Source organism: Hyphomicrobiales bacterium (genome assembly GCA_039973685.1).
GTDB lineage: Bacteria > Pseudomonadota > Alphaproteobacteria > Rhizobiales > JACESI01 > JACESI01.
The window spans coordinates 71,606-93,879 of record JBDWKL010000016.1 but is presented as its reverse complement, the minus strand read 5'-3'; the positions used below and the strand labels follow the sequence as shown (position 1 = coordinate 93,879).

General features: G+C 46.2%; 27 protein-coding genes. 20 read left to right on the top strand and 7 right to left on the bottom strand.

The genetic code is table 11. The features are described 5' to 3' along the window. Positions 1 to 3 precede the first annotated feature (3 nt). The 3 genes from ABJO30_04455 (at position 4) to grpE (ending at position 2,118) form a co-directional block, all read left to right on the top strand. Positions 4 to 324: a phosphoribosyl-ATP diphosphatase gene (locus tag ABJO30_04455; protein ID MEP3232058.1), complete on the top strand. Its 321-nt coding sequence runs from the start codon at positions 4 to 6 to the stop codon at positions 322 to 324. Between the two features lie 29 nt (positions 325 to 353). Continuing rightward, entirely contained in the window at positions 354 to 1,310 is a 957-nt protein-coding gene (coaA, locus tag ABJO30_04450) for a type I pantothenate kinase (GenBank protein MEP3232057.1), read from the top strand. A 106-nt stretch (positions 1,311 to 1,416) separates the two neighbouring features. Continuing rightward, a complete protein-coding gene (grpE, locus tag ABJO30_04445) occupies positions 1,417 to 2,118 on the top strand; it encodes a nucleotide exchange factor GrpE (GenBank protein ID MEP3232056.1) in 702 nt (233 codons plus the stop codon). Positions 2,119 to 2,172: 54 nt separating this feature from the next. Here grpE and ABJO30_04440 read toward each other — a convergent pair whose 3' ends face one another. Further along, positions 2,173 to 2,613: a hypothetical protein gene (locus ABJO30_04440; GenBank protein MEP3232055.1), complete on the bottom strand. Its 441-nt coding sequence runs from the start codon at positions 2,611 to 2,613 to the stop codon at positions 2,173 to 2,175. 218 nt (positions 2,614 to 2,831) lie between these two features. Between ABJO30_04440 and ABJO30_04435 the strand changes: the two genes are divergently transcribed. Next, the gene (locus ABJO30_04435) at positions 2,832 to 3,452 is read left to right on the top strand and encodes a TetR-like C-terminal domain-containing protein (GenBank protein ID MEP3232054.1); all 621 of its coding nucleotides are present in this window, start codon (positions 2,832 to 2,834) and stop codon (positions 3,450 to 3,452) included. A gap of 5 nt (positions 3,453 to 3,457) precedes the next feature. On the opposite strand, the gene ABJO30_04430 is transcribed toward ABJO30_04435, so the two are convergent. Continuing rightward, positions 3,458 to 4,075 carry an alpha-ketoglutarate-dependent dioxygenase AlkB gene (locus tag ABJO30_04430; protein ID MEP3232053.1) on the bottom strand — a complete coding sequence of 206 codons (618 nt, stop codon included), beginning with the start codon at positions 4,073 to 4,075 and terminating at the stop codon, positions 3,458 to 3,460. Positions 4,076 to 4,323: 248 nt separating this feature from the next. On the opposite strand from ABJO30_04430, the gene dnaK reads away from it, so the two are divergent. The 12 genes from dnaK (at position 4,324) to ABJO30_04370 (ending at position 15,142) form a co-directional block, all read left to right on the top strand. Further along, positions 4,324 to 6,252 (top strand): molecular chaperone DnaK, encoded by a 1,929-nt coding sequence (gene dnaK, locus ABJO30_04425; GenBank protein ID MEP3232052.1) that lies wholly within the window; start codon positions 4,324 to 4,326, stop codon positions 6,250 to 6,252. 75 nt (positions 6,253 to 6,327) lie between these two features. Then, the gene (locus ABJO30_04420; GenBank protein MEP3232051.1) at positions 6,328 to 7,440 is read left to right on the top strand and encodes a glycosyltransferase family 4 protein; all 1,113 of its coding nucleotides are present in this window, start codon (positions 6,328 to 6,330) and stop codon (positions 7,438 to 7,440) included. A 127-nt stretch (positions 7,441 to 7,567) separates the two neighbouring features. Beyond that, the gene (locus ABJO30_04415) at positions 7,568 to 8,332 is read left to right on the top strand and encodes a glycosyltransferase family 2 protein (GenBank protein ID MEP3232050.1); all 765 of its coding nucleotides are present in this window, start codon (positions 7,568 to 7,570) and stop codon (positions 8,330 to 8,332) included. A 147-nt stretch (positions 8,333 to 8,479) separates the two neighbouring features. Next, complete coding sequence (dnaJ, locus tag ABJO30_04410; GenBank protein ID MEP3232049.1) at positions 8,480 to 9,616, top strand: molecular chaperone DnaJ; 1,137 nt, start codon at positions 8,480 to 8,482, stop codon at positions 9,614 to 9,616. A gap of 83 nt (positions 9,617 to 9,699) precedes the next feature. After that, a complete protein-coding gene (locus ABJO30_04405) occupies positions 9,700 to 10,353 on the top strand; it encodes a methyltransferase domain-containing protein (protein ID MEP3232048.1) in 654 nt (217 codons plus the stop codon). Positions 10,354 to 10,416: 63 nt separating this feature from the next. Next, complete coding sequence (locus ABJO30_04400; protein ID MEP3232047.1) at positions 10,417 to 10,995, top strand: NAD(P)H-dependent oxidoreductase; 579 nt, start codon at positions 10,417 to 10,419, stop codon at positions 10,993 to 10,995. A 21-nt stretch (positions 10,996 to 11,016) separates the two neighbouring features. Further along, the gene (gene pyrF, locus ABJO30_04395) at positions 11,017 to 11,733 is read left to right on the top strand and encodes an orotidine-5'-phosphate decarboxylase (GenBank protein ID MEP3232046.1); all 717 of its coding nucleotides are present in this window, start codon (positions 11,017 to 11,019) and stop codon (positions 11,731 to 11,733) included. Positions 11,734 to 11,754: 21 nt separating this feature from the next. Further along, on the top strand, positions 11,755 to 12,048 hold the full coding sequence (locus ABJO30_04390; GenBank protein MEP3232045.1) for a DUF1330 domain-containing protein: 294 nt from the start codon (positions 11,755 to 11,757) through the stop codon (positions 12,046 to 12,048). A gap of 37 nt (positions 12,049 to 12,085) precedes the next feature. Then, positions 12,086 to 12,898: a 4-hydroxy-tetrahydrodipicolinate reductase gene (dapB, locus tag ABJO30_04385; GenBank protein ID MEP3232044.1), complete on the top strand. Its 813-nt coding sequence runs from the start codon at positions 12,086 to 12,088 to the stop codon at positions 12,896 to 12,898. Between the two features lie 10 nt (positions 12,899 to 12,908). Next, complete coding sequence (locus ABJO30_04380; protein MEP3232043.1) at positions 12,909 to 13,526, top strand: 2,3-bisphosphoglycerate-dependent phosphoglycerate mutase; 618 nt, start codon at positions 12,909 to 12,911, stop codon at positions 13,524 to 13,526. Between the two features lie 17 nt (positions 13,527 to 13,543). Beyond that, entirely contained in the window at positions 13,544 to 14,248 is a 705-nt protein-coding gene (locus ABJO30_04375; protein ID MEP3232042.1) for a M50 family metallopeptidase, read from the top strand. A gap of 234 nt (positions 14,249 to 14,482) precedes the next feature. Beyond that, entirely contained in the window at positions 14,483 to 15,142 is a 660-nt protein-coding gene (locus ABJO30_04370) for a hypothetical protein (protein MEP3232041.1), read from the top strand. On the opposite strand, the gene ABJO30_04365 is transcribed toward ABJO30_04370, so the two are convergent. Both ABJO30_04365 and ABJO30_04360 read right to left on the bottom strand, forming a co-directional pair. Further along, entirely contained in the window at positions 15,139 to 15,996 is an 858-nt protein-coding gene (locus ABJO30_04365; GenBank protein MEP3232040.1) for a bifunctional helix-turn-helix domain-containing protein/methylated-DNA--[protein]-cysteine S-methyltransferase, read from the bottom strand. The two genes, ABJO30_04370 and ABJO30_04365, sit on opposite strands and share 4 nt — an antisense overlap. Positions 15,997 to 16,106: 110 nt before the next feature. Then, positions 16,107 to 16,619: a DUF2244 domain-containing protein gene (locus tag ABJO30_04360; GenBank protein MEP3232039.1), complete on the bottom strand. Its 513-nt coding sequence runs from the start codon at positions 16,617 to 16,619 to the stop codon at positions 16,107 to 16,109. Between the two features lie 24 nt (positions 16,620 to 16,643). Between ABJO30_04360 and nth the strand changes: the two genes are divergently transcribed. Continuing rightward, complete coding sequence (gene nth, locus ABJO30_04355; protein MEP3232038.1) at positions 16,644 to 17,390, top strand: endonuclease III; 747 nt, start codon at positions 16,644 to 16,646, stop codon at positions 17,388 to 17,390. Positions 17,391 to 17,412: 22 nt separating this feature from the next. Next, on the top strand, positions 17,413 to 18,516 hold the full coding sequence (locus tag ABJO30_04350; protein MEP3232037.1) for a cis-3-hydroxy-L-proline dehydratase: 1,104 nt from the start codon (positions 17,413 to 17,415) through the stop codon (positions 18,514 to 18,516). Here the strand turns inward: ABJO30_04350 and ABJO30_04345 are convergent. Further along, on the bottom strand, positions 18,513 to 18,707 hold the full coding sequence (locus tag ABJO30_04345; GenBank protein MEP3232036.1) for a 2-hydroxymuconate tautomerase: 195 nt from the start codon (positions 18,705 to 18,707) through the stop codon (positions 18,513 to 18,515). The genes ABJO30_04350 and ABJO30_04345 overlap by 4 nt on opposite strands. 248 nt (positions 18,708 to 18,955) lie before the next feature. Between ABJO30_04345 and ABJO30_04340 the strand changes: the two genes are divergently transcribed. Together ABJO30_04340 and ABJO30_04335 are read left to right on the top strand one after the other, a co-directional pair. Further along, positions 18,956 to 19,888 (top strand): sulfite exporter TauE/SafE family protein, encoded by a 933-nt coding sequence (locus ABJO30_04340; protein ID MEP3232035.1) that lies wholly within the window; start codon positions 18,956 to 18,958, stop codon positions 19,886 to 19,888. Further along, the gene (locus ABJO30_04335) at positions 19,888 to 20,673 is read left to right on the top strand and encodes a TIGR02186 family protein (protein MEP3232034.1); all 786 of its coding nucleotides are present in this window, start codon (positions 19,888 to 19,890) and stop codon (positions 20,671 to 20,673) included. The genes ABJO30_04340 and ABJO30_04335 overlap by 1 nt, the downstream gene beginning before the upstream one ends. Before the next feature lie 39 nt (positions 20,674 to 20,712). Here the strand turns inward: ABJO30_04335 and ABJO30_04330 are convergent, their stop codons facing one another. Together ABJO30_04330 and ABJO30_04325 are read right to left on the bottom strand one after the other, a co-directional pair. Next, entirely contained in the window at positions 20,713 to 21,390 is a 678-nt protein-coding gene (locus tag ABJO30_04330; GenBank protein ID MEP3232033.1) for a class I SAM-dependent methyltransferase, read from the bottom strand. Between the two features lie 8 nt (positions 21,391 to 21,398). Then, on the bottom strand, positions 21,399 to 22,271 hold the full coding sequence (locus ABJO30_04325) for a hypothetical protein (protein ID MEP3232032.1): 873 nt from the start codon (positions 22,269 to 22,271) through the stop codon (positions 21,399 to 21,401). Positions 22,272 to 22,274: the final 3 nt, after the last annotated feature.

Sequence of the window (22,274 nt, the reverse complement as noted above, 5' to 3'; positions counted from 1 at the left end):
TTTATGACCAAATTCACCTTAGAACAATTGGACGCCATTATTGATGAGCGGGCGAAGGCCGGCGATGGATCGTCTTATACGGCGAGCCTTATTCATAAAGGCGTCAAAAAATGTGCGGAAAAACTGGGCGAAGAAGCAACAGAAGCGGTTATTGCGGCTGTTACAAACGATCGGGCGGAACTTACGAAAGAATCCGCCGATGTGCTTTATCACCTTTTAGTCCTACTCAAAGTTTCCGATATTGAACTTGATGATGTATTGAAAGAACTTGAACAGCGCACCGCGCAAAGTGGCCTTGCTGAAAAAGCGTCACGTGGTGAATAGAGCCAATTAGAAAAGATTGCGGGCAAGTGTTGGATAAAGCGGTAGACGATAAGCTAACGCCCCACCGTGTTTTTGAAAAAGAAACATGGGCGGCTTTACGCGCAGATCAAACCTTGCCTTTGTCATTAAATGACCTTGCCAAGCTGCGTTCCCTCAATGACCCCATCTCATTGGAAGAAGTGCAAGAAATCTACATGCCGCTTTCGAGACTGCTTTCTATGCATGTGGAGGCTGCTAAAAAACTTCATCGGCAGCGGCTTGAATTTTTGAATTTAGAACATACGCCAAAGACAGCGTTTGTGATTGGTATTGCGGGTTCTGTCGCGGTTGGAAAATCAACAACGGCGCGCATTCTTCAAGCTCTTCTGTCGCGGTGGCCAAGCTCGCCAAAGGTTGATCTGGTGACGACAGACGGGTTTCTTCATCCAAACAAAGTGTTGGAAGAACAAAATTTGATGAGCCGGAAGGGTTTTCCTGAGAGTTATGACTTACCCGCATTGTTGCGTTTTTTGTCAGATATCAAAGCAGGCAAAGCGCGGGTAGAAGCGCCGGTTTATTCGCATTTTTCTTATGATATTGTGCCAGACGAAAAAATCTATGTGGAACAGCCAGATATTTTAATCCTCGAAGGCCTCAACGTTTTGCAAACTCGCGCCTTGCCCAAGGATGGGGAAGCTGTTCCGTTTGTTTCTGATTGTTTTGATTTTTCGGTCTATATTGATGCAGATGAGAAAAACATCTCGCAGTGGTATCTAGAACGCTTCATGAAATTGAAGGACAGCGCTTTCCATAATCCAGAATCATATTTTCATCATGTCGCGGCCATGTCCCATAAAGAAGCGAGAGAAATGGGCGAGCATTTGTGGAATACGATCAATCGCGTCAATCTTGTCGATAATATTCAACCGACCCGACCACGCGCCAGTTTAATCCTGCGTAAAGACGAAAACCATATGATCGAATCAGTGAGTCTACGCAGGCTTTAGCGTCGATTATCGAAGAACTAATAAAATTACTGTTTTGGCGGGTTGATTTTTCCGTCCAAAAGACTGATATCCAGCTTAAATTGATCCATTAAAAATTGGGACAGCCATGTCTGACGAAAACACTCAATATCCAGACGAAGACGAAAACTCAAATGTTGAATCGCTCTTTGACAATCCAGAAGATGAGATGAGCGAAGAGGAATTCGACGCGGCAATTGAAAAAGAAGAGCAAGAAGCCGCTGCCGCTCCAAAGCCGCGTGATCCCGCAGATGTGATCGTGGCCCTCAACGAAGAAAATACAGAGCTTAAAAACAAAGCTATGTCCTTGCTTGCTGATATGGAAAATTTGCGCCGCCGTACAGAGCGTGAAGTTAAAGATGCTCGCCAATACGCGGTAGCAAACTTTGCGCGTGATATACTCAGCGTCAGCGACAATATGAGCCGTGCTTTGCAAGCCTTGCCAGATGATGCGCGTGAAGGCGCAGACGAAACGCTCAAAACCTTGCTTGAAGGCGTTGAGATGACAGACCGTGATTTGCAAAACCAATTGTCTAAAAACGGTGTTATTCAACTCTCTCCTGAAGGTGAAAAATTCGATCCGAATTTCCACCAAGCAATGTTTGAAGTGCCAAATACTGAAATTCCAAATGGTACTGTTGTGCAAGTGGTGCAGGCTGGTTACCAAATTGGCGAACGAGTGCTTCGTCCTGCAATGGTCGGTATTTCTAAAGGTGGCCCGAAAGTAGCGGCTGCGCCAGTAGCGGAAGAAGCGCCAGAAGCAAACCCATCGGTCGATAAATCAGTCTAGCGCTTTGCGCTAGACATTGTTATTTGGCTGGCTCTGTATTGCTTAGAGGTGTTTTTAGTTAAGATCGTAATCGCGATCGAATTCTTGGAACAAAGTTGGCTCATCAAGAAAGCGCGCTAATTCATCAGCAGCGTGTTTTAATGTTCCACCGCCAAATACGATCCGGAGACTTGGATCGATATTGCTCCGTTTGCATTCATTGACTAGTGCTTCCGTACTTTGGAGGCGCTGAATACGCTTTATATAATTTTTGGCTTGTTTTTTACGCTGTTGTAATGCGCATAAACGGCGACGCATTTTTTCAGCACTAATTTCATTGGTAGCCGTTAGCAGCATGTGCTGTTTTTTGACCGCACTTTTTATTTGCTTGTCGATCCTGCGGGCAATCATCAAGGCATCATTTTCATATGTTTTTAAAGAGGTAATCGTCTGGGACACGCAATCTTGTGCATGCCCATCGTGTCCCTGCGTTAATCGACTTGAAAAGTCCCACATATTTAGCCTCTGTAATATACTCGACTATATAAGTATAATCGACTTGAACGGGGTTCATTTCACTGGGTAACATTCTTGTGAACAATGTTCAATAGTAATATGGGCCCACATTCCAATTTTTAGTTGTCTTTGAATGGTATTCAATATCTCTTTGACTAACTGTATATTGCTGATTATTAACGGCTATTGAGTTTTTTCGCTCTAATGAAGAGAATTAAATGGAACAAAACTACCGGGATGAAATGAGAGAAAAACTCATCCTAGCGACAATCAATAGAATTGAGATATCAGGGACAAGCGGTGTACATGCGCGCGATTTGGCGAGTGAGGTCGGCTGTGCGGTTGGAACAATTTATAATCTTGTCGGCGACCTTGATAATCTCATCCTTCTGGTATGCGAGCGGACTCTTGAAGAATATCAGGTATTTGTGACAGATCAATTTCAGGAGCAGCGAAAAAACGGCGCAACAAACCTTCAATTGTTAGAGGCATTAGGTGCTTCTTATGTGGATTTCTCTTCTCTTCATCGTTTGCGCTGGCAAGCAATTTTTGAAGTTCGATATAAAGAAGATAGCGATTTTCATCAAATCTATGCAACAGAACAACGGCAACTTTTGCGCCTCATTACAGATGTTCTTGCCGACATTAGCGCTGGCGTTGATGAGAAGGAATTAGCAGATATTGGTCGCGCCCTTTGGGCTTCAGTTCATGGTATAACCATGCTGGCTGTGACAAATCCAAGAGGCGCCCTGCCTAGAGAAAAAATCCTTGCTCAATGTAATTTAATTATTCATCCCGTTGTTAAAAGCTTGGAAATACGCGCAAAGGCTAAAACCTAATCAACTTACTCAGGTTCTGTCACACGTCTAAGCGTTAAATTAATCCGCCCGCCATTTTTTAACAGTGTTGAAGTATCGGGGTAGATACGATCGACGCCGTGAAAACAAAGCCGGCTTTTTCCACCCATTATAATAATATCGCCGCTCTCCACCTTTAAAGAGGCGGTTGGTCCACCCCGCACGTCTTCACCTGCCCGAAAGCGACAAGTTTCGCCGAGAGAAATTGATATCACGGGTGCAGAAAAATCTTCTTCAGTGCGATCTTGATGCAACCCCATTTTGGCCTCGCGATCATAAAAGTTGATGAGGCAGGCTTCTGGTGGATAGGGGTAGTCCGAAAATTCTTCCCATACTTGTTGCACCTTTTGCGGCATATCAGGCCACGGAGCGCCGGTTACAGGGTGTGTCGGCTGATAGCGATAACCTCTTTCTGTGTCTGTGACCCATCCAAGCGGCCCGCAATTAGACATGCGAACTGACATTTTCTTGGCTGTTGTTGGCATTGTTGGCCGAAAAAGGGGGGCGGATTTGAGTAGTTCGCGAATCTCATCTCGCAGCTCTTCTTGCTCCTTGCGGGTAAGATATCCGGGTATGTGACGAACACCATTTGGTAAAATTAACATTTTCCTGCCTATCTGAGTAATTTTCCGCGATCTGGTGCTTGCAGTCCGCTACAGGTATTCTTATATACCTTCCGAACCGCGTAAGCGGGTGGGGCTTGTTGTTTATTGGTTGAAATTAACAACGAACTAGACCCAATTCCGCTACAAATATTGCATTAGAAGCCTGCTGGTTGAAAGACCAGGCCTTTAGGGGTTGTAGAACGCTTAAAAAAGGTTCACACAACGGCTTGCTTTTTAAGGAGACGAATATGGCTAAAGTCATTGGTATTGACCTTGGAACCACTAATTCTTGCGTTTCAGTAATGGACGGCAAGGAACCTAAGGTAATCGAGAACGCAGAAGGTGCGCGTACAACGCCATCTATGGTGGCATTTTCAGAAGACGGAGAGCGCCTTGTTGGTCAGCCAGCAAAACGGCAAGCTGTTACCAACCCTGAAAATACACTTTTTGCAGTGAAGCGTTTGATTGGTCGTCGTTTCGAAGACCCAACCGTTGGTAAAGACAAAGATCTCGTCCCATTCAAAATTGTCAAAGGTGACAATGGTGATGCATGGGTTGAAGCAAGCGGTGATAAATATTCTCCATCACAAGTATCAGCAATGATCCTTCAGAAAATGAAGGAAACAGCTGAAAGCTTCTTGGGCGAAACAGTAGAGCAAGCCGTGATCACGGTTCCTGCTTACTTTAACGATGCGCAGCGACAGGCAACAAAAGATGCTGGTAAAATTGCTGGCCTTGAAGTGCTTCGCATTATCAACGAACCAACAGCGGCGGCGCTGGCTTATGGTCTTGATAAAAACGAAGGCAAAACAATTGCTGTTTATGACCTTGGTGGCGGTACATTCGATGTTTCAGTTCTTGAAATCGGCGATGGCGTTTTTGAAGTTAAGTCGACCAATGGCGATACTTTCCTTGGTGGTGAAGATTTCGATATGCGTTTGGTCAACTATTTGGCTGATGAGTTCAAAAAAGAACAAGGCATTGACCTACGTGGCGACAAACTAGCGCTACAGCGTTTGAAAGAAGCAGCAGAAAAAGCAAAAATCGAGCTTTCAGCTGCGGCACAAACTGAAATCAACTTACCGTTCATTACAGCTGATGCGTCTGGTCCTAAGCACCTGACCTTGAAGCTAACACGTGCGAAATTTGAAACACTGGTTGATGATTTTGTTCAGCGTACAATTGGTCCGTGTAAGTCAGCTCTTAAAGATGCTGGTTTGAAAGCTGCTGAGATCGACGAAGTCGTTCTTGTTGGCGGTATGACACGCATGCCTAAAATCCAAGAAGCTGTAAAACAGTTCTTCGGCAAAGAGCCTAATAAGGGTGTGAACCCGGATGAAGTGGTTGCCATGGGTGCCGCTATTCAAGCGGGTGTTTTGCAAGGCGACGTTAAAGACGTTCTTCTTCTCGACGTCACACCATTGTCTCTCGGCATTGAAACGCTCGGTGGCGTGTTCACACGCTTGATCGACCGCAACACAACAATCCCGACGAAGAAGGGTCAAACTTTCTCAACCGCTGATGATAACCAAAATGCTGTGACAATTCGCGTTGCCCAAGGTGAACGTGAAATGGCAGCGGATAACAAAAATCTTGGTCAATTTGACCTTGTTGGTATTCCGCCAGCACCACGCGGTGTTCCGCAAATCGAAGTAACCTTCGATATTGATGCGAATGGTATTGTGAATGTGTCTGCGAAAGACAAAGGCACAGGCAAGGAACAACAAATTCGTATTCAAGCATCTGGCGGTTTGTCCGATGATGATATCGAACAAATGATCCAAGACGCTGAAGCAAATGCTGATGCGGATAAGAAGAAACGCGAATCTGTTGATACGATAAACAACGCTGAAACGATGATCCATTCTGCTGAGAAATCTTTGGCAGAGTTTGGTGATCAGGTAGGCGAGAGCGATCGTCAGGCGATTGAAGACGCAATTACAGCTTTGAAAACTGCGATTGAAGGCGACGACATCGATAATGATGATGTTCAAGCAAAATCAGAAACATTGGCACAAGCAAGCATGAAGCTTGGTGAGGCGATGTATCAGTCTGAGCAAGCTGCAGCTGAAGCAGATGCAGCAGCAGATGCAGCAGGCGATGACCATGATGACGACGTTATGGACGCTGATTTTGAAGACGTTTCAGACGATGATGAAGACAAGCGCTCAGCGTAGTTTTTTGATTGATTTTACTAGAAATCCTGGCACCTCTCAGAAGTGCCCGGATTTGTTGTTTAGTAGGATAAATCAATGATTGTGGTTCTTGCGCAGGCTTTTCCCCCGCGTCCAGGGGGCATACAAAACTTGCTGGCAGGAACGGCTGAATATATTGCAGAAGCCGGCCATGATGTGACAGTACTTGCTGATGGTGACCAATCAGCACAGCATTGGGATCGCGAAACGAAGACCCCCTATGACGTAGAACGTTTTGGCGGCATCAAATTTTTAAGGCGTCGTCGCAAACTAAAACGCCTAAACCAAATAGTGAGCGAACGACCCGTTGAGGCTATTTTCGCTGACAGTTGGAAAAGCTTGGAATTATTGAGCTCTTATAATTGCCCAATTGTCGTTTGGGCACATGGGAATGAGTTTTCCCAGACCTCCAAAAAGCACAAAAGAATATCCAATGCTTTGTTAAAAGCAGACCATATTATGTTTATCTCTTTAGAAACGAAAAGCCGTGCGGCGGCATTTTTATCTGAGAAAACATCCCATAGTATCGTGCATCCTCCAATCCACAAATCTTCTCCAGCATCTACGCAAGACACTCAAAAAGCTGCAGCAGTATGGCAGGATAGCTATCCAAAGCTGATCAGTTTAGCCCGCTTGGTTGAGTTGAAAGGTATTGATCGTGCAATTGAAGCGATGCCGGAAATCCTGAAACAATATCCTAAAGCAAAACTCATCATTGCTGGTATTGGAGAGGATCAAGGACGATTAGAAAATCTCGTAAAAGATCTAAAAATTGAACCTTCTGTTTCTTTTATTGGCTGGATAGAGGGAGGGTTTAAAACAGCTCTCTTAGATGAGGCTGATCTTTTTTTACAACCAGGTCGTCAGATTGCTGAAGAACGTGAAGGATATGGCATTAGCTATATTGAAGCCGCCCTTCATGGTTTGCCCTCGATCTCGGGAAACGCCGGTGGGGCACCAGAAGCGATTATTGATGGGAAAACGGGATTGGTGGTTGATGCCTCAACATCAGCTCATGTTGGACAAGCGGTACTGGCAATTCTCAACGATAAATCAAAACATAACGCCATGCGCAAAGAAGCGCGTGAACATGGACAAACGCACCTTTGGGAAAACAGAATTGTCGACGTCTTGAGAGCGGCAGGGCTGGAGCCAAAGGATAACTATTAAAGCGCACAAAGCTCTTGATCGTTGGAAGAAGCAACTCAAACTGGCTACAATTGGTTAAGACTAAAGAGACGGTGTGGGGTGATGTTTCATTCTTTCGTTCAAAATATATTCGCTATAAGAGACCATGATGCGTAATTTATCTTTATTCGTAATCACTAAGAATGAACAAGCTAATTTAGGCCGATGTCTTGAACTGGCAAAGCCACTTGTTGATGAAATTGTGGTTTTAGATTCTGGCAGTACAGATAAAACTCAAGAAATTGCGGAACAATTTGGAGCCAAGTTTTCATTCCGTCAGTTTGATGGATTTGGTCAACAAAAACGTGCTGCTGAATCCCTTTGTAAAAACGACTGGGTACTTAATCTCGATGCGGATGAATTTTTGACACCAGAAGTCATCGCCGAAATCACCCATTTTCTCTCCAGTGATATGCCCCAGCGTTATAATGGAGCGCGGGTGAAGACGGTTGGGATTTATCCTCACCATGAAAAACCGCGTTTTTTCGCTGATTATCATAATTATATTAGGCTTTATAACCGCCAACTTCTAAGTTACCCCGATCATCCGACCAAAGATGCAATTGTGGTGACGAGTGAGAAATGCATTCATCAACTCAAGAATATTATACTCCATCGTTCTTTTCCTGATCTCAAAACATTGAATGATAAGGCACGCGGTCGGACTAGGTTTTATTTTCAAAATGAAAAACCTAAATCCCACTTTTTCAATATTCTAAGAATGGTGTTTGAGTTCCCGCTGGCTTTTTTCAAATGCTATATTCTACGTCGGCATTTCACGGGTGGGCTCTACGGTGCAAAAATTTCTTATATATATGCGAAATATCGGTTTATTAGGATTGTTCAACGCGTTGTGAAACGTGCTCTGGTTTAAGTATGGATCGAGGTCTTAATCTCTCCTGCCCTATAAACCCGCAAATCCTTTGCAAAACGTGATGTCGTGAACTATATCAACATTACTTTGGATGGTCCTAACAAGTAGGTCCATGATATCAGGACAATTTGGGAAGTTTATCTTTAAATGGCACAAGCCGATTTTTATGAAACACTAGGCGTTTCTAGCGATGCTGATGAAAAGACACTCAAGAGTGCTTTTCGAAAGCAGGCTATGAAATACCACCCAGATCGCAATCCGGGTGATGATGCCGCTGAGGCTAAGTTCAAGGAATTGAATGAAGCCTATGAAACGCTGAAAGACCCGCAAAAGCGCGCTGCCTATGACCGATTTGGTCATGAAGCCTTCACCCAAGGTGGTGGCGGGCAAGGCGGTGGATTTGGCGGCGGCGATTTCGGTGGCTCTATGTCAGATATTTTCGAAGAATTCTTCGGCGATGTTATGGGTGGCCGTCGTGGCGGCGGTAATGCCGGACGTGGTTCTGATTTGCGCTTCAATATGGAAGTAACCCTTGAAGAAGCCTATGAGGGTAAAAACGCCGAAATATCCGTTCCAACATCGGTCACCTGTGACGGATGTACAGGTTCTGGTGCTAAAGCGGGCACCAGCCCGAAAACTTGCCCAACCTGTGGCGGCGCAGGTCGCGTGCGCGCAAGTCAGGGCTTTTTCTCTGTTGAGCGTACCTGTGCAACGTGTCAGGGGCGCGGTGAGGTGATTACTGATCCTTGTGATTTATGTCACGGCGCGGGTAAAGTCTCTCAAGACCGTACATTGTCGGTCAATATCCCAGCCGGTATTGAAGATGGAACGCGTATTCGCTTAGCCGGCGAAGGTGAAGCTGGAACGCGCGGTAATGTATCTGGCGATCTTTATATTTTCATCTCGATTATACCCCATGAGTTCTTCCAGCGTGAAGGGGCAGATTTGTTCTGCCGTGTACCTCTTTCAATGACAACAGCCGCCCTTGGTGGCCAGTTTGAAGTGGCAAGTGTTACGGGTGCAAAGACACGGGTTAAAATTCCTGAAGGCACACAAGCTGGTAAGCAATTCCGGCTTAAGAGCAAAGGCATGCCTGTATTGCGTTCGTCACAAATGGGCGACATGTATATCCAAGTTATGATCGAAACGCCGCAAAATCTTAGCCGCCGTCAGCGTGAATTGTTGGAAGAATTCGAAAGCGAATCTTCCGCCAATAACAGCCCTGAATCAGCAGGATTCTTTACTCGCATGAAAGACTTTTTCACGGGTGCCGATGGAGAGTAGCTCTTTTTTATCTCGCATAGGTTGCAAGGTGAGTTAAGGCCGCTTATATCCACTTAAGTATTAGATATGGCGTTTGAACTATTATGATTGATGACATCCTGCCAGTTAAAAGCTCGGTTAAAGCTTTTAGAAAACTAAAATTAAAGCCAGCTTCTGTTGTTAGGCGGGTTCGTCAAGATACGCGCTTTATCAAAAATTGGTTGGGAAACCCATTGAAAACGGGCGCAATTGTCCCATCAAGCGTAGAGCTTGCGAACGCAATGGCATCCTTTGTGCCTTTGGGTACAGATTTACCCGTTTTAGAAATTGGACCTGGTACTGGCGTTGTTACTCAAGCGTTGCTTGATCATGGTGTGAAGCCGGAAAAGCTAGTGGCGATTGAATATAGCGCTGATTTTTGCACGCTTATACGGGATAAATTTCCAGATATTGATGTGATCAATGGCGACGGCTTCAATGTTCAGGAAACACTTTCCAAGCATTTTGAAACTCAACCGCGCTTTGCAGCCGTAGTGTCCAGCTTACCACTTCTCAACAGCCCAAAGGACAAGCGGCAAGCATTGTTAGCCGAAATCCTCGAATTGCTCGACGGTAATCCTTTCATTCAATTTTCATATGGTTTGCGTGCACCAGTTGCCACGCCGCGCGATGTGAGTCTTGAAAAGACATCTTGGATCGCCCGTAATATTCCGCCTGCACGGGTTTTTGTCTATCGCGGGCAAAGTCAAAAGACCTAATTTCCGCCTTACGCTGTTTTGTTATATATCTCAGACTAGGTGTGGACTATTTTGGAGGATACTATGACGGCGAAAATTTTGGTAATCCCTGGCTCTATCCGTAAAGGATCGATAAACGATAAATTAGCGGAAGCATTGGTTGCGGATTTGAATAATCGTGACGCGAACGCCATCAAAGTGTCTCTTAAAGATTACCCCTTTCCCATTTACAATGCAGATATAAAAACGCCGCAAGAAGTAATCGATCTTGCCAAGAAATTTGCGGATGTTGATGGCTTAGTTTTTGTCTCGCCAGAATATAATGCGTCAATTTCTCCTTTATTGAAAAACGCGATTGATTGGGTGAGCACGTCAGGCATTGGCGATGGGCAAGGCTATGGCCCTTTTACCGATAAAGTCTGCATGATTGGGTCTGCTTCACCGGGAGATGGGGCTGGTCGTCGTGGCCTCTATCATTTACGGGCCGTATTGATGAATGTGGGTGCAGAGATTATCACGCCGCAAATATCTGTCGGACTTGCTGGCACTGCATTTGATGATGACGGGGCTTTGATCAATGAAACGGCGCGAAAATTCGCTGATAAAGCGGTTTCGGACCTTCTTCTTTCCATCAAACGTGTTAAAGCCGTTGCACGTTCTTGAACCTTAAATTTGTGAGCCTCCATGTCTGATTTTGATATCCGAAACCCATCTGCGCGCGACCGTCTTATTGTGCCGCTTGATGTGCCAACGGTTGATGATGCGCGCAATGTTGTGAAGGATTTAGGGGACAGTGTCAGTTTTTATAAGCTGGGGTTTCAAATATTGTATGGCGGCGGATTTGACCTGGTTACTGAGCTTAAAGATCAGGGCAAACAAATCTTCATCGATCTGAAGTTATTGGATATCGACAACACGGTGAAAAGCGGTGTTGAAAGCTTAAAACGTCTTGGTGGCACCTTCCTGACGATCCACGCTTATCCTCATGCCATGCAGGCGGCAGTTGATGCGCGCGGGGATGATGATTTGAAGCTCTTGGGCGTAACTGTCATGACCAATTTGGATGATGAGCGTTTGCAAGAAGCAGGTTACAAGGACAAAGCTGGGTCGTTGGTTATTAAGCGGGCATCGCAAGCAAATCAAATCGGTATGGATGGCGTTATTTGTTCAGCGGCAGAAGCAAGTGCAATCCGCGCAACAGTTGGTCCCGACCTTCTGCTTGTGACCCCTGGTATTCGTCCAGCAAATGCGAGTGCAGATGATCAACGTCGCATTATGACCCCCAAATTAGCGATTGAGAACGGAAGTAACTATTTAGTGGTTGGCAGACCGATCTTGAATGCTGATAATCGACGAGCTGCAGCGGATGCAATCGTCGCGGAAATTGAAGACGCACTTTAAAATTACTTTTGGGAGAGAGACATGGCTAAAGGATATTGGATTGCTCGCATGGATGTGAACGATGTTGAGCGTTATCAAGATTATGTCACGGGTGCAGCCACGGCCTTTGCAAAATATAAGCCTAAGTTTTTGGTGCGTGGTGGTGATGTAAGTGAGCTTGAAGGTAAAAGCCGCACACGCAATGTGGTCATTGAGTTTGAAAGCGTTGAACAAGCCCACGCTTGTTACAATGAACCGGAATATCAAGCAGCAAAAGCAATTCGCAACTCTGTGGCAGATGGTGAATTAATCATCGTTGAAGGCCATGACGGTTAAGCGCAACAAATAGGACTGTAGGTTTAACGTGTCAGACATGAAATTAGTGGTTGTAGGCGCAAGTGGTCGTATGGGCCTCGCCTTAATTAGAATGATCAACGAGGTTGAAGGCGTAACCTTAGTTGCAGCCGTTGAGCGTGAGGGCGCACCTGCTGTTGGCCAAGATGCAGGCGTGCTCGCAGGCTTGTCTGAACCGCTGGGTATCACCGTTACTGATGACGCACTAAACGCTTTCTTGAATGCGGATGGCGTGATTGATTTTACGGCACCAGCAGCCACCAACCAATACGCAGAATATGCAGCACAAATGCGCATTGTTCATGTGATCGGGACAACTGGTTGCTCTCCTGAGGATGAGGAAAAGCTGCAAGCAGCTGGCCGTCATGCTGTGGTAATTAAATCAGGTAATATGAGTTTAGGTGTAAATTTGCTGGCCGTCTTAGTGCGCCAAGCGGCCAAGGCACTAGATGCTGATTTTGATCTTGATGTCTTAGAAATGCACCATAAGCATAAAGTGGATGCGCCATCTGGCACCGCTCTTCTTCTTGGCGAAGCAGCAGCTGAAGGACGGGGCATCGATTTGGAAGAAAACTCTGTGCGCTCGCGTGATGGTTATACCGGCGCTCGCGAAAAAGGCTCTATTGGTTTTGCAACGCTCAGAGGTGGTTCAGTTGTTGGTTCCCATTCCGTCATATTGGCGGGTGAAGGGGAGCGGATTGAGCTTAGTCACATTGCAGAAGACCGCGCAATTTTTGCCCGAGGCGCTGTCAAAGCTGCACTATGGGGCATGGGTAAGAAACCGGGTTATTACAACATGGCAGATGTTCTCGGTCTGCCGAAAGATGTTTAAAGGAAAAGATATGCCACAAACACTCGTTCTCGTCCGTCACGGACAAAGTGAATGGAATTTGAAAAACCTCTTCACTGGATGGCGCGACCCTGATTTGACCGAAAAAGGCGTTGAAGAAGCAATCGAAGGTGGCCGTAAGCTGAAAGCCAAAGGCATCAGTTTTGATATCGCATTTACATCTGTATTGCAGCGTGCGCAAAAGACCTGTGATTTGATCCTCAATGAGATTGGTCAGCCGGATCTTGAGACCATTAGAGATCAAGCGCTCAACGAACGAGATTATGGCGATCTGGCTGGTCTCAACAAAGATGATGCCCGCGCAAAATGGGGTGACGAGCAAGTTCACATTTGGCGCCGCTCTTATGATACCCCGCCCCCAGGTGGTGAAAGCTTGAAAGATACAGGCGCGCGGGTTTGGCCTTATTTCTTGCATGACGTTTTGCCGCAAGTAATGGGTGGCAAGACTGTTCTTGTTGCAGCCCACGGCAATTCTTTACGAGCATTGGTTATGGCGATGGAAGGCCTAGCGCCAGAAGCAATTCTTAAAAAGGAAATCGCAACAGGCGTTCCAATGATCTATACGCTCAACGATGACACTAGCTTGGCAAGCGTTGAAATTCTCGACTAGTTTGAAGGATTAGTTCGTTGCTGCTGGCCAATTTTTTCAAATTTCACTGGCAGATGATCTTGATAACAGCAGGCATTATTGCCTGCTGGGATTTTGCGTTTGTATTTCCCGTCAAAATACTCGTTATTTTTCTCCATGAATTCGCCCACGGTGTTGCGGTCATTTTGACAGGTGGAACATGGGAAAACCTGTCCCTTAATGTAAATCAGGGTGGCCACGTTTTATTTCGAGGTGGCAACCGCTTTGTTATTGCTTCTGCTGGATATTTAGGGTCGCTGTTTTTTGGTGTCGTTTTATTCGTTGCTGCGGTGCGCACCAATTTCGATCGTTATGTTCTCGGCTTCCTTGGTGCCGTCATGATTTTAGTGGCGGCAATCTATTCACGAGAGATGTTTCCCTTGCTTTTTTGCATCTTGTTTGGTGTTGCGATGATCGTGATTGCATGGTTCGCGCATTCATTGGTGAGTGATTTATTGCTCAGGATTTTTGGCCTCGTAAGCATGATCTATGTGCCATACGATATTTTCAGCGACACCATACAACGTTCACATGTCAGATCAGATGCAAGAGTCATTGCCGAAGAAATTGGCGGTGCAACGGTTTTTTGGGGCGGCTTATGGTTGCTGATTAGTGTTGTCGTAATATTGGTGACGATCAAGTTTTGCCTCAGTGATGAAAGCAATTTGTTTTCAATTAGGAAAAAGAACCCGCCAGTAATTTGAAACTTAATAGCGTGTTCGAAGAACGTCGGCCGACTGAATAATTCAATAATTTCAAATAGATGTGATATTTTGTCGATAAATATAGTACGAAATATACCAAAGGAAAATATTACTAGGAAAATATATTTATTAATTAAGTAAATATTGCCCATAATATAGTATTTCCATCATAGACTCTCCTATTTGTGCTGTGTTACAGAAATTAACTGTAAAGGAGTTCTGGAGTGTCTAGATTTGCGACGTTTGTATGCATGTATTTGCGTGTTGCTATTCATGGGTTGGTCTCATGCCGCATTTGCACAATCATTCAGTGAGCGGGCTAAGGGGTATTTTAAACCTGAATGGCACGGCTTACTAACCCCCTGCGATGGTAATTGTGCGGTTGGTATATACGGCGGCGCTTTATTGGAAACGGGTCTGTTCGATGCTTTGACGGGTCGAGTGTCAATTACGGATATTGAATTCGATGATGATTTTTTGATTGCCGTAACTGCGTCGAAGCGCTTTCTTACACTGGCAAACCATGTGCACTTAGAATTAGAGATCGGCGCTGCTCAGCGATTTGGTGTTCAAGATGAGCAAGAGTTTTGGATTGCGCCCTATATCCGATATGATGGTTTTTTCTGGAACAAGTACCTATACACAAGCATCGCTATTAATACGGGTTTGAGCATTGCAACAGACGTTTCTGCGGTTGAAGAGGCTAGAGGTGGAGCTGCAGGGGGCGATAGAGTTTTGCATTTTCTGTCACCAGAAATTACATTTGCTTTGCCTGATCGAAGAGACATCCAAGCAACTCTCCGCCTGCACCACCGATCCGGGGCGTTTGGTGTCGTGAGCGATACAAGAGGCGGTGCGCAATATGTAACGTTTGGCTTGAGAAAGCACTTCTAGCCATCAGTTGAGACGCCAGTTTCCCATCCTAAAATCGCTTGTTTGCGGGTTAATCCCCAGTGATATCCACATAGTTTCCCCGTTGTCCCCAGTACGCGGTGGCAAGGCACAACGAATGAAATTGGGTTTTTGCCAACGGCTGTTCCCACAGCACGGGCTGCCCCTTTGGGTTTATCCAAGTGAAGGGCAATGTCGCCATATGTCGTGGCTTTGCCGAAGGGTATTTTGAGTAAGGTCTCCCAGACACGAACTTCAAAATCGGTACCAATGAAAACCACTCGTAGCGGTTGGTCTGGCTGCCATTCTTCACGGCTGAATATACGAGCAAGGTACGGTGCGGTTTTGGCACTATCCTGATTGTAGCTAGCATTCGGCCAACGGCGGGCCATATCTTCAAACGCTTCAGCTTCTTCACCCTCGTCGCAAAAGGCAAGGCCGGCGAGCCCTTGGTCGGTGACCATCACCAATGCTAACCCGAAGGGTGAGGGATGAAACGCCCAATAAATCGAAACGCCACCACCCTTGGCTTTATAAACACCGGGGCTCATGGCCTCGTGGGAGACAAACAGATCGTGCAAACGGCCCGGACTTGAAAGGCCAACCTCATAAGAGGTGTCCAGAATGCTGGAGGCATCACGGAGCATGTGTTTGGCGTGGTCCAGAGTGAGGGCTTGTAAGAAGGACTTTGGCGAAATACCGGCCCAACGTTTAAATAACTTCTGTAAGGAAAACGGATCTTCACCGATTGCTTTGGCCAGTGTTTCAAGGTCTGGCTGCGCTTTTGCATTCTCAGTCAAATATTCGATTGCGGCTCTTACCACAGCATAATCAAGCGAATTATCTAAGTGATCCATATCTGCTGAGATTTGTGACATAGCCTATTCCTTTCCAACGTGGCGAAAGGCTACTCAACCGCACAATTTAACACCACCCGAAACTTGTACATCCTGGCTTTTACACCCGCTTATCGTTTTGCTTCAAACAATGCAGCGCTAAAGGCTTTAGCGAAGGTGGTCTTATCGTCGGGATTTAGAAACTGCCCAAGGCTTGCCCGTTCGCCGCGCGCTGTGACGGAGATTTTCGTGACGATATCATCTTCATCGCGTGAAAGATGGAGTTTAACCCAGTAGGGATTGAATATAATTTCCTGAGTTTTCCCACGAGTAGAAACGCGCCGAATAATCAGAGCATCTTGGCGCACGATGATTTCTTCATAGGCTTTTGCTGAAAGATAATTGGCTCGAAAAGCGATATAAAGCAGCAGTACATCAAGGCCCAAAAATGCGAAGACTGGCCATGCACCAACCATGACATAGAAAAAGCCCATACAAAAACACGTGCCACCAAAAAGCAGCATCAAAATAATGAAACCGTTTTGGCTAAGTGAACGGTAGGGCCTAAGCGTTGCGGAGAAAATTTCCACAAACGGCTCACTGCTCTTTCCGTTTTCGCTTAAGGGCTTTACATCTGTAACCATAATAATTGCTAGTATAGAAATCTGATGACAGACGCCAAGCCAAAAATGAAAAAATCTACGCCTGCAAGCACCAAGGCTGCACCGAAAAAAAAGCGCATGCCTCGCCGTGCCTATAATGAGGCTGAAATTCGTCGGATTTTCAAACGGCTTGAAAAGCAAAACCCAGAGCCAAAGGGCGAGCTTGATCACGTCAATACTTATACCTTGCTTGTGGCTGTGGTGCTTTCTGCGCAGGCAACAGATATTGGTGTGAACAAAGCAACGAAAGAACTGTTCAAGATCGCGACAACGCCTGAAGAGATGGTGGCTCTTGGCGAAGACAAAGTTCGCGATCACATCAAGACGATTGGGCTTTATAAGGCGAAGGCAAAAAACGTCATCAAGCTCTCGCAAATGTTGATTGATGATCATAACAGCGAAGTGCCGCCAGACCGTGACATTATGGAGACCTTACCAGGTGTTGGTCGTAAAACGGCCAATGTGGTGCTGAACATGGCCTTTGGCCAGCTCACCATTGCCGTTGATACCCATCTTTTCCGCATTGGTAATCGCTGTAAGATTGCGCCGGGTAATACGCCTTTAGATGTCGAGCTCGCCTTTGACCGGGTCATCCCTGATGACATCAAATTTCACGCCCATCACTGGCTCATTTTGCACGGACGTTACATCTGCAAAGCGCGCAAACCAGATTGCCACAATTGTGTGATCGCTGATCTATGCAAATCGAAGGAAAAGACCCATGATGTGCCACCGGTTGGGTATGATTTTTAATATCTAATTTTTGGAGGGGTCGATGAAAATTACCGCAATTAAAGCATGGCAAGTTGATCTGCCTCTCAAAGAGGGCCGCTATAGCTGGTCTAATGGTAATTTCGTTGAGGTGTTTGATAGCACGGTTGTGGAAATCACCACCGATGAAGGGTTAAGTGGATACGCTGAATGTTGTCCGCTCGGTTCTGCCTATTTGCCATCTTACGCCATTGGTGTGCGGGCGGGCTTGCAAGAACTTGCGCCACATCTAATTGGCAAAGACCCGCTTAATCTTGGTGAAATCAACCGAACAATGGACGCCGCTCTGCGTGGACATCCTTATGCTAAGGCACCCTTGGATATTGCGTGTTGGGATTTGCTTGGCAAAGCGACGGGCCAACCCGTTTATTCCTTGCTTGGTGGAGCCGCTCAAGATGACGTTGTGCTTTATCGCGCGATCTCCCAACAAAGTGCGGATGAGATGGCGGCGAAGATCAAGACCTATTCGTCTGAAGGCTATACGCGGTTTCAATTGAAGGTTGGTGGGAATGCCAATGATGATATTGAGCGCATTTTTGCCACGCGGGAGGTTTTGTCCGCGCAAGATACGCTGGTTGCTGATGCCAATACTGGCTGGACCCGCCATGAAGCAGCCCGCGTTGTCAGCGCCGTGGCTGATGTGGATGTTTATATTGAGCAGCCTTGCCTCACCTATGAAGAATGCGTCTCGATTAGGCGGCGAACAGCAAGGCCATTTATTTTGGATGAGGTAATTGATAACGCGGGCAATTTGGTGCGCGGCCTTAGCGAAGATGCGATGGATGTAATCAATCTTAAAATATCAAAAGTTGGCGGTCTGACGCGGGCAAAGCTGATGAGGGATTTGGCTGTTGAATCGGGTATTCCCATGATTATCGAAGACACATGGGGTGGTGACATCACAACGGCAGCTATCGCACATTTAGCACGCTCCACACCAAGTGACTTCTGTTTTGCGGCGACGGACTTTAATAGTTACGGAACCGTGACAATTGCGGAAAACGCGCCACAACGGGTGAACGGTCGTATGACGGCACCAAATGAACCGGGTTTGGGTATCAAGCCAATTTTTGATGTTTTGGGTGAGCCGGTATTGAGCTTTAGCTAGTCTGGATATTTATCCAGCATAAGTTCGCCGCCTGCAGACCAATCTTCTTTTTCAACATCAGTGATGACCACTTGAACGGCTGCTGCATTGCCACCGGCTGTATTGATGAAAGCATGGGTTAGCTCTTGCGCCATTTTGCGCTTTTGGTCAGTTGTTCTGCCTTTTAGCATTTCAACGCGAATAATCGGCATGGCAGGTCCTTCGTGATGTTGAGTACGGTGATTTCATCATTCGTTTGAATTCACATCGGTATGGCACCACATGTCAATGAAGCATATAGCCAGTTTCAATCTGGAGTGGTTAAATGGATATTGCAACGAGATAGCAAGGCTTTGAAAGCTAAAAGTTTTAATGTCTGTATTGACTTGCCTTTGCTGTGGGTCTTTAACGGCTCTATCCCCGACGTTTTCTACTTGCCTCTGTTTATAAGGCTGCGTCCATGTATCTTTATCTACCGATTGCCGAGCTTCCGGTGAATGTGCTCATTTTTTTGGGCATGGGTGCGGCTGTGGGTTTTTTGTCGGGCATGTTTGGCGTTGGTGGCGGTTTTTTGATGACGCCCCTTTTGATTTTTTCCGGCATTCCATCTGCCGTGGCGGTTGCGACAGAAGCCAACCAAATTGTTGCCTCATCTTTCTCCGGTGCGCTTGTCCACTTTCGCAGAAAAAGTATTGATTTTAAGCTTGGCGGGTTATTGCTTGTAGGCGGCTTGGTTGGTTCGCTATTTGGTGTTTTACTTTTCGGCTTCTTAAGGCAAATTGGTCAACTCGATTTGATCATTAAACTCGCCTATGTCGGCTTTCTTGGCGCCATTGGTAGCTTGATGCTTTATGAGAGCGTTGGGTTTATTCGTCGATCTGCGCAGGCGGCAAAAGCTGGTAAGCAGTTAAAAGCCAAGATGCCGGGCCAGCACAATTGGATCCACGGCTTGCCGTTTAAAATGCGGTTTAAGCGGTCTAAACTTTATATTAGCGCAATTCCTGTTTTGTTGATTGGCGCACTTGTGGGTGTCTTGGCAGCGATCATGGGTGTGGGCGGTGGTTTCATCATGGTTCCCGCTATGATCTATCTACTCCGTGTTCCGACAAATGTTGTGATCGGCACATCGCTCTTCCAAATTATGTTCGTGACGATGTTCACGACGATCATTCAAGCTGGTTCAAACTTCACCGTTGATGTCATGTTGGCCTTTATCTTGATGGTTGGTGGTGTGATTGGTGCCCAATTCGGTGCGCGCACGGGCCAAAAGCTCAAAGGTGAACAACTGCGTGCTTTACTTGCCCTGATCGTCTTGGGTGTTTGTGTGCGGCTTGGCTATGAGTTGATTGCGACGCCGAGCGAATTGTTCTCCATCGGGTTTGGGGGGCACTAATGAACAGCATAGCGAAAATCATAGCTGCTTTGTTTGTTGGCCTTTGGATGCAGGCTGCCAGTGCGCAGCAATTGGTGACCGGTCTGACAAATGAGACGGTATTCATCACATCAGACTTCAACGGCACTGAACTGGTCATTTTTGGTACGATCAATGATATGCAAAAACCGGCAGGCGATACGGGCGAAGAAATTACCCTTGAGCGCTATGATGTTGTGATTGTAATGGAAGGTCCCAAAGAACCAGGCGTTGTTCGCAAGAAGCAACGGGCCGCTGGAATTTGGATCAACAAAGAAAATGTTGAGTTTGGCGATATCCCATCATCCTATTTAATGCAGACATCTGCTGATATGGAAAAGCCGGGCTTTGATGATGCTTTAAAGACTTTGCAAGTTGGCTTCAACCATATGCAGATGGGTGATATTTCCAATGTCGTGACCCATGGAGAGACAAGCGAATTTCGTGAAGCCATTATACGGCTGAAAATGGGAAACCAGCTTTATCGTCAAAATGTCGGCGTTGAGTTTCTAGGCGATAATCTGTTTAGAGCGCGTATTCAAATTCCGCCACTTGTGCCTGTTGGCATTCATCAAGTTCGCAGTTATTTGTTGCTTGATAATGAGCTGGTTTCCGGCTCAACCCACGCTATCAACATCCGCAAAACAGGCTTTGAACAAGCAACTTATAGTTTCTCTCGTAACTATGGTTATCTCTACGGTGTTATCTGCGTGATCATTGCGATGCTGACAGGCTGGCTTTCCAGCGTGATATTCCGCCGCGACTAAGTTACCAAAGTCTCGATGTTCAAAGATTGAGTAGAAAGCCTATCCGATTTTTTTATAGACATGCACGCGCGCTTTGTGGTGCGGGTCTGAAATTGGAAGGGCCGCAAATTCTTCGCCTTTTTCTAAAATCTTTATATCGCCTGATAAAGCGAGCGCTTCTACAACATCACTATAGCCATGTTCATAATAATGGTTATCGCTGATTGTATAGATAATATGGCCAGATGGTTTTAGAATACGGACGAAATCGCCGATGGTCTGCGCAACCATATAGCCACTAACCCCAACGCATACGACGCAATCAAAGGAGCTATCATCCAAGGGTAGTGATTTGGTGAGGTCGGCTTGAAAATCTTGCTTATAGATATTCTTCGTGCGCGCGACGTCGAGCATTTTTTGCGAAATATCGGTGCCTGTTAAATCATGGTACCCGTTCTCGCGCAGAAGAACGCCCATTAGGCCGGTGCCCGCACCAGCATCCAAAATGGATGCGTCTTTTGCAACGTGCTTTAAAACAAAATCGCTAGTGGCATCAGGACCATTCCAACCATAAAGGTCGTGCACATCACGGTCATAATCTTCAGCCCAAGCATCAAAACGTTCGCGAGCACGCTCGGTTTTTTCGGAAACTTTATACGCCCAGCCAACACGGTCTTGCCGGTTTTCTGGCAAGGTATCGCTTGCTACTTCTTGGTTTGCGCTGTCTTCAATCTGCATATTATCTCCTAAGTCGCCTCAAAGGGTTGCCAAGCCCAAAGACCAACATAGTTATCCGGTAGTTCTTCAAATCCAGTTTTCAGCGCAAACTCGCCTGCCCATGTGAACGCCAACATATGGGCGCCGACTGGCGATGTTTTGTAAAATTCGTAAATTTGTCGAGTTACAAAGAACTTCCCAATACCACTTGCCTGATGGTCGGGCAACACTACGCCATCTGCCATGTGATAGCTAAGCCCGCCATCATTCATTGTCCGGCAAAAGGCAATGCATTCTCCCTTGTAAAGAACCTGCACGGCAAAGGGTGTTTTCTCCATGCTGACACGGGTTGCATCGAGGTCTTTTTTGCCAAGGTTACCGATTTCGCGAAACTTCAAAAAGGTTTCTGCATCCACCATCTCATAGATGACGTCGTAGTCGGGCCCAAGATCGTCGCTTGGTTTTGGAAATGGATTTGGTTCTTCAGTTTGACGCACCCAAAATCCACGCTCGGGTGGATCAAGAAGTTTCAGGCCAGCAGATTGGTAAAGGTCAGACTTATCGGTAATTGCCATCATGTAACCGCCTGAAGGGGCAGTTTGGTAAAACTGATTGACTAGATTTTCAATCATTGCGGCTTGGATTTGATCATGCTGAGGATGGTCCGTGTCCACGGTCTCATCAGTCAAATAGTACCAAAGACCTCGATCACTAATAACACGAGCAAAGCCCACGAGCTTATCGTCATCTAACGCGTGGACGGAGAAGTCTGTGTTTGCGAGCCCTTGTTTCGCAGCGCAAACATTATAAGTGTTGCCAACCACCTTTGTTCTTAGCGCTTGGTAGGCTTCAAACTCAGGGGCGCCATCATGAATATTAAAAGAAGGTCTGGATTGTTCCATCGT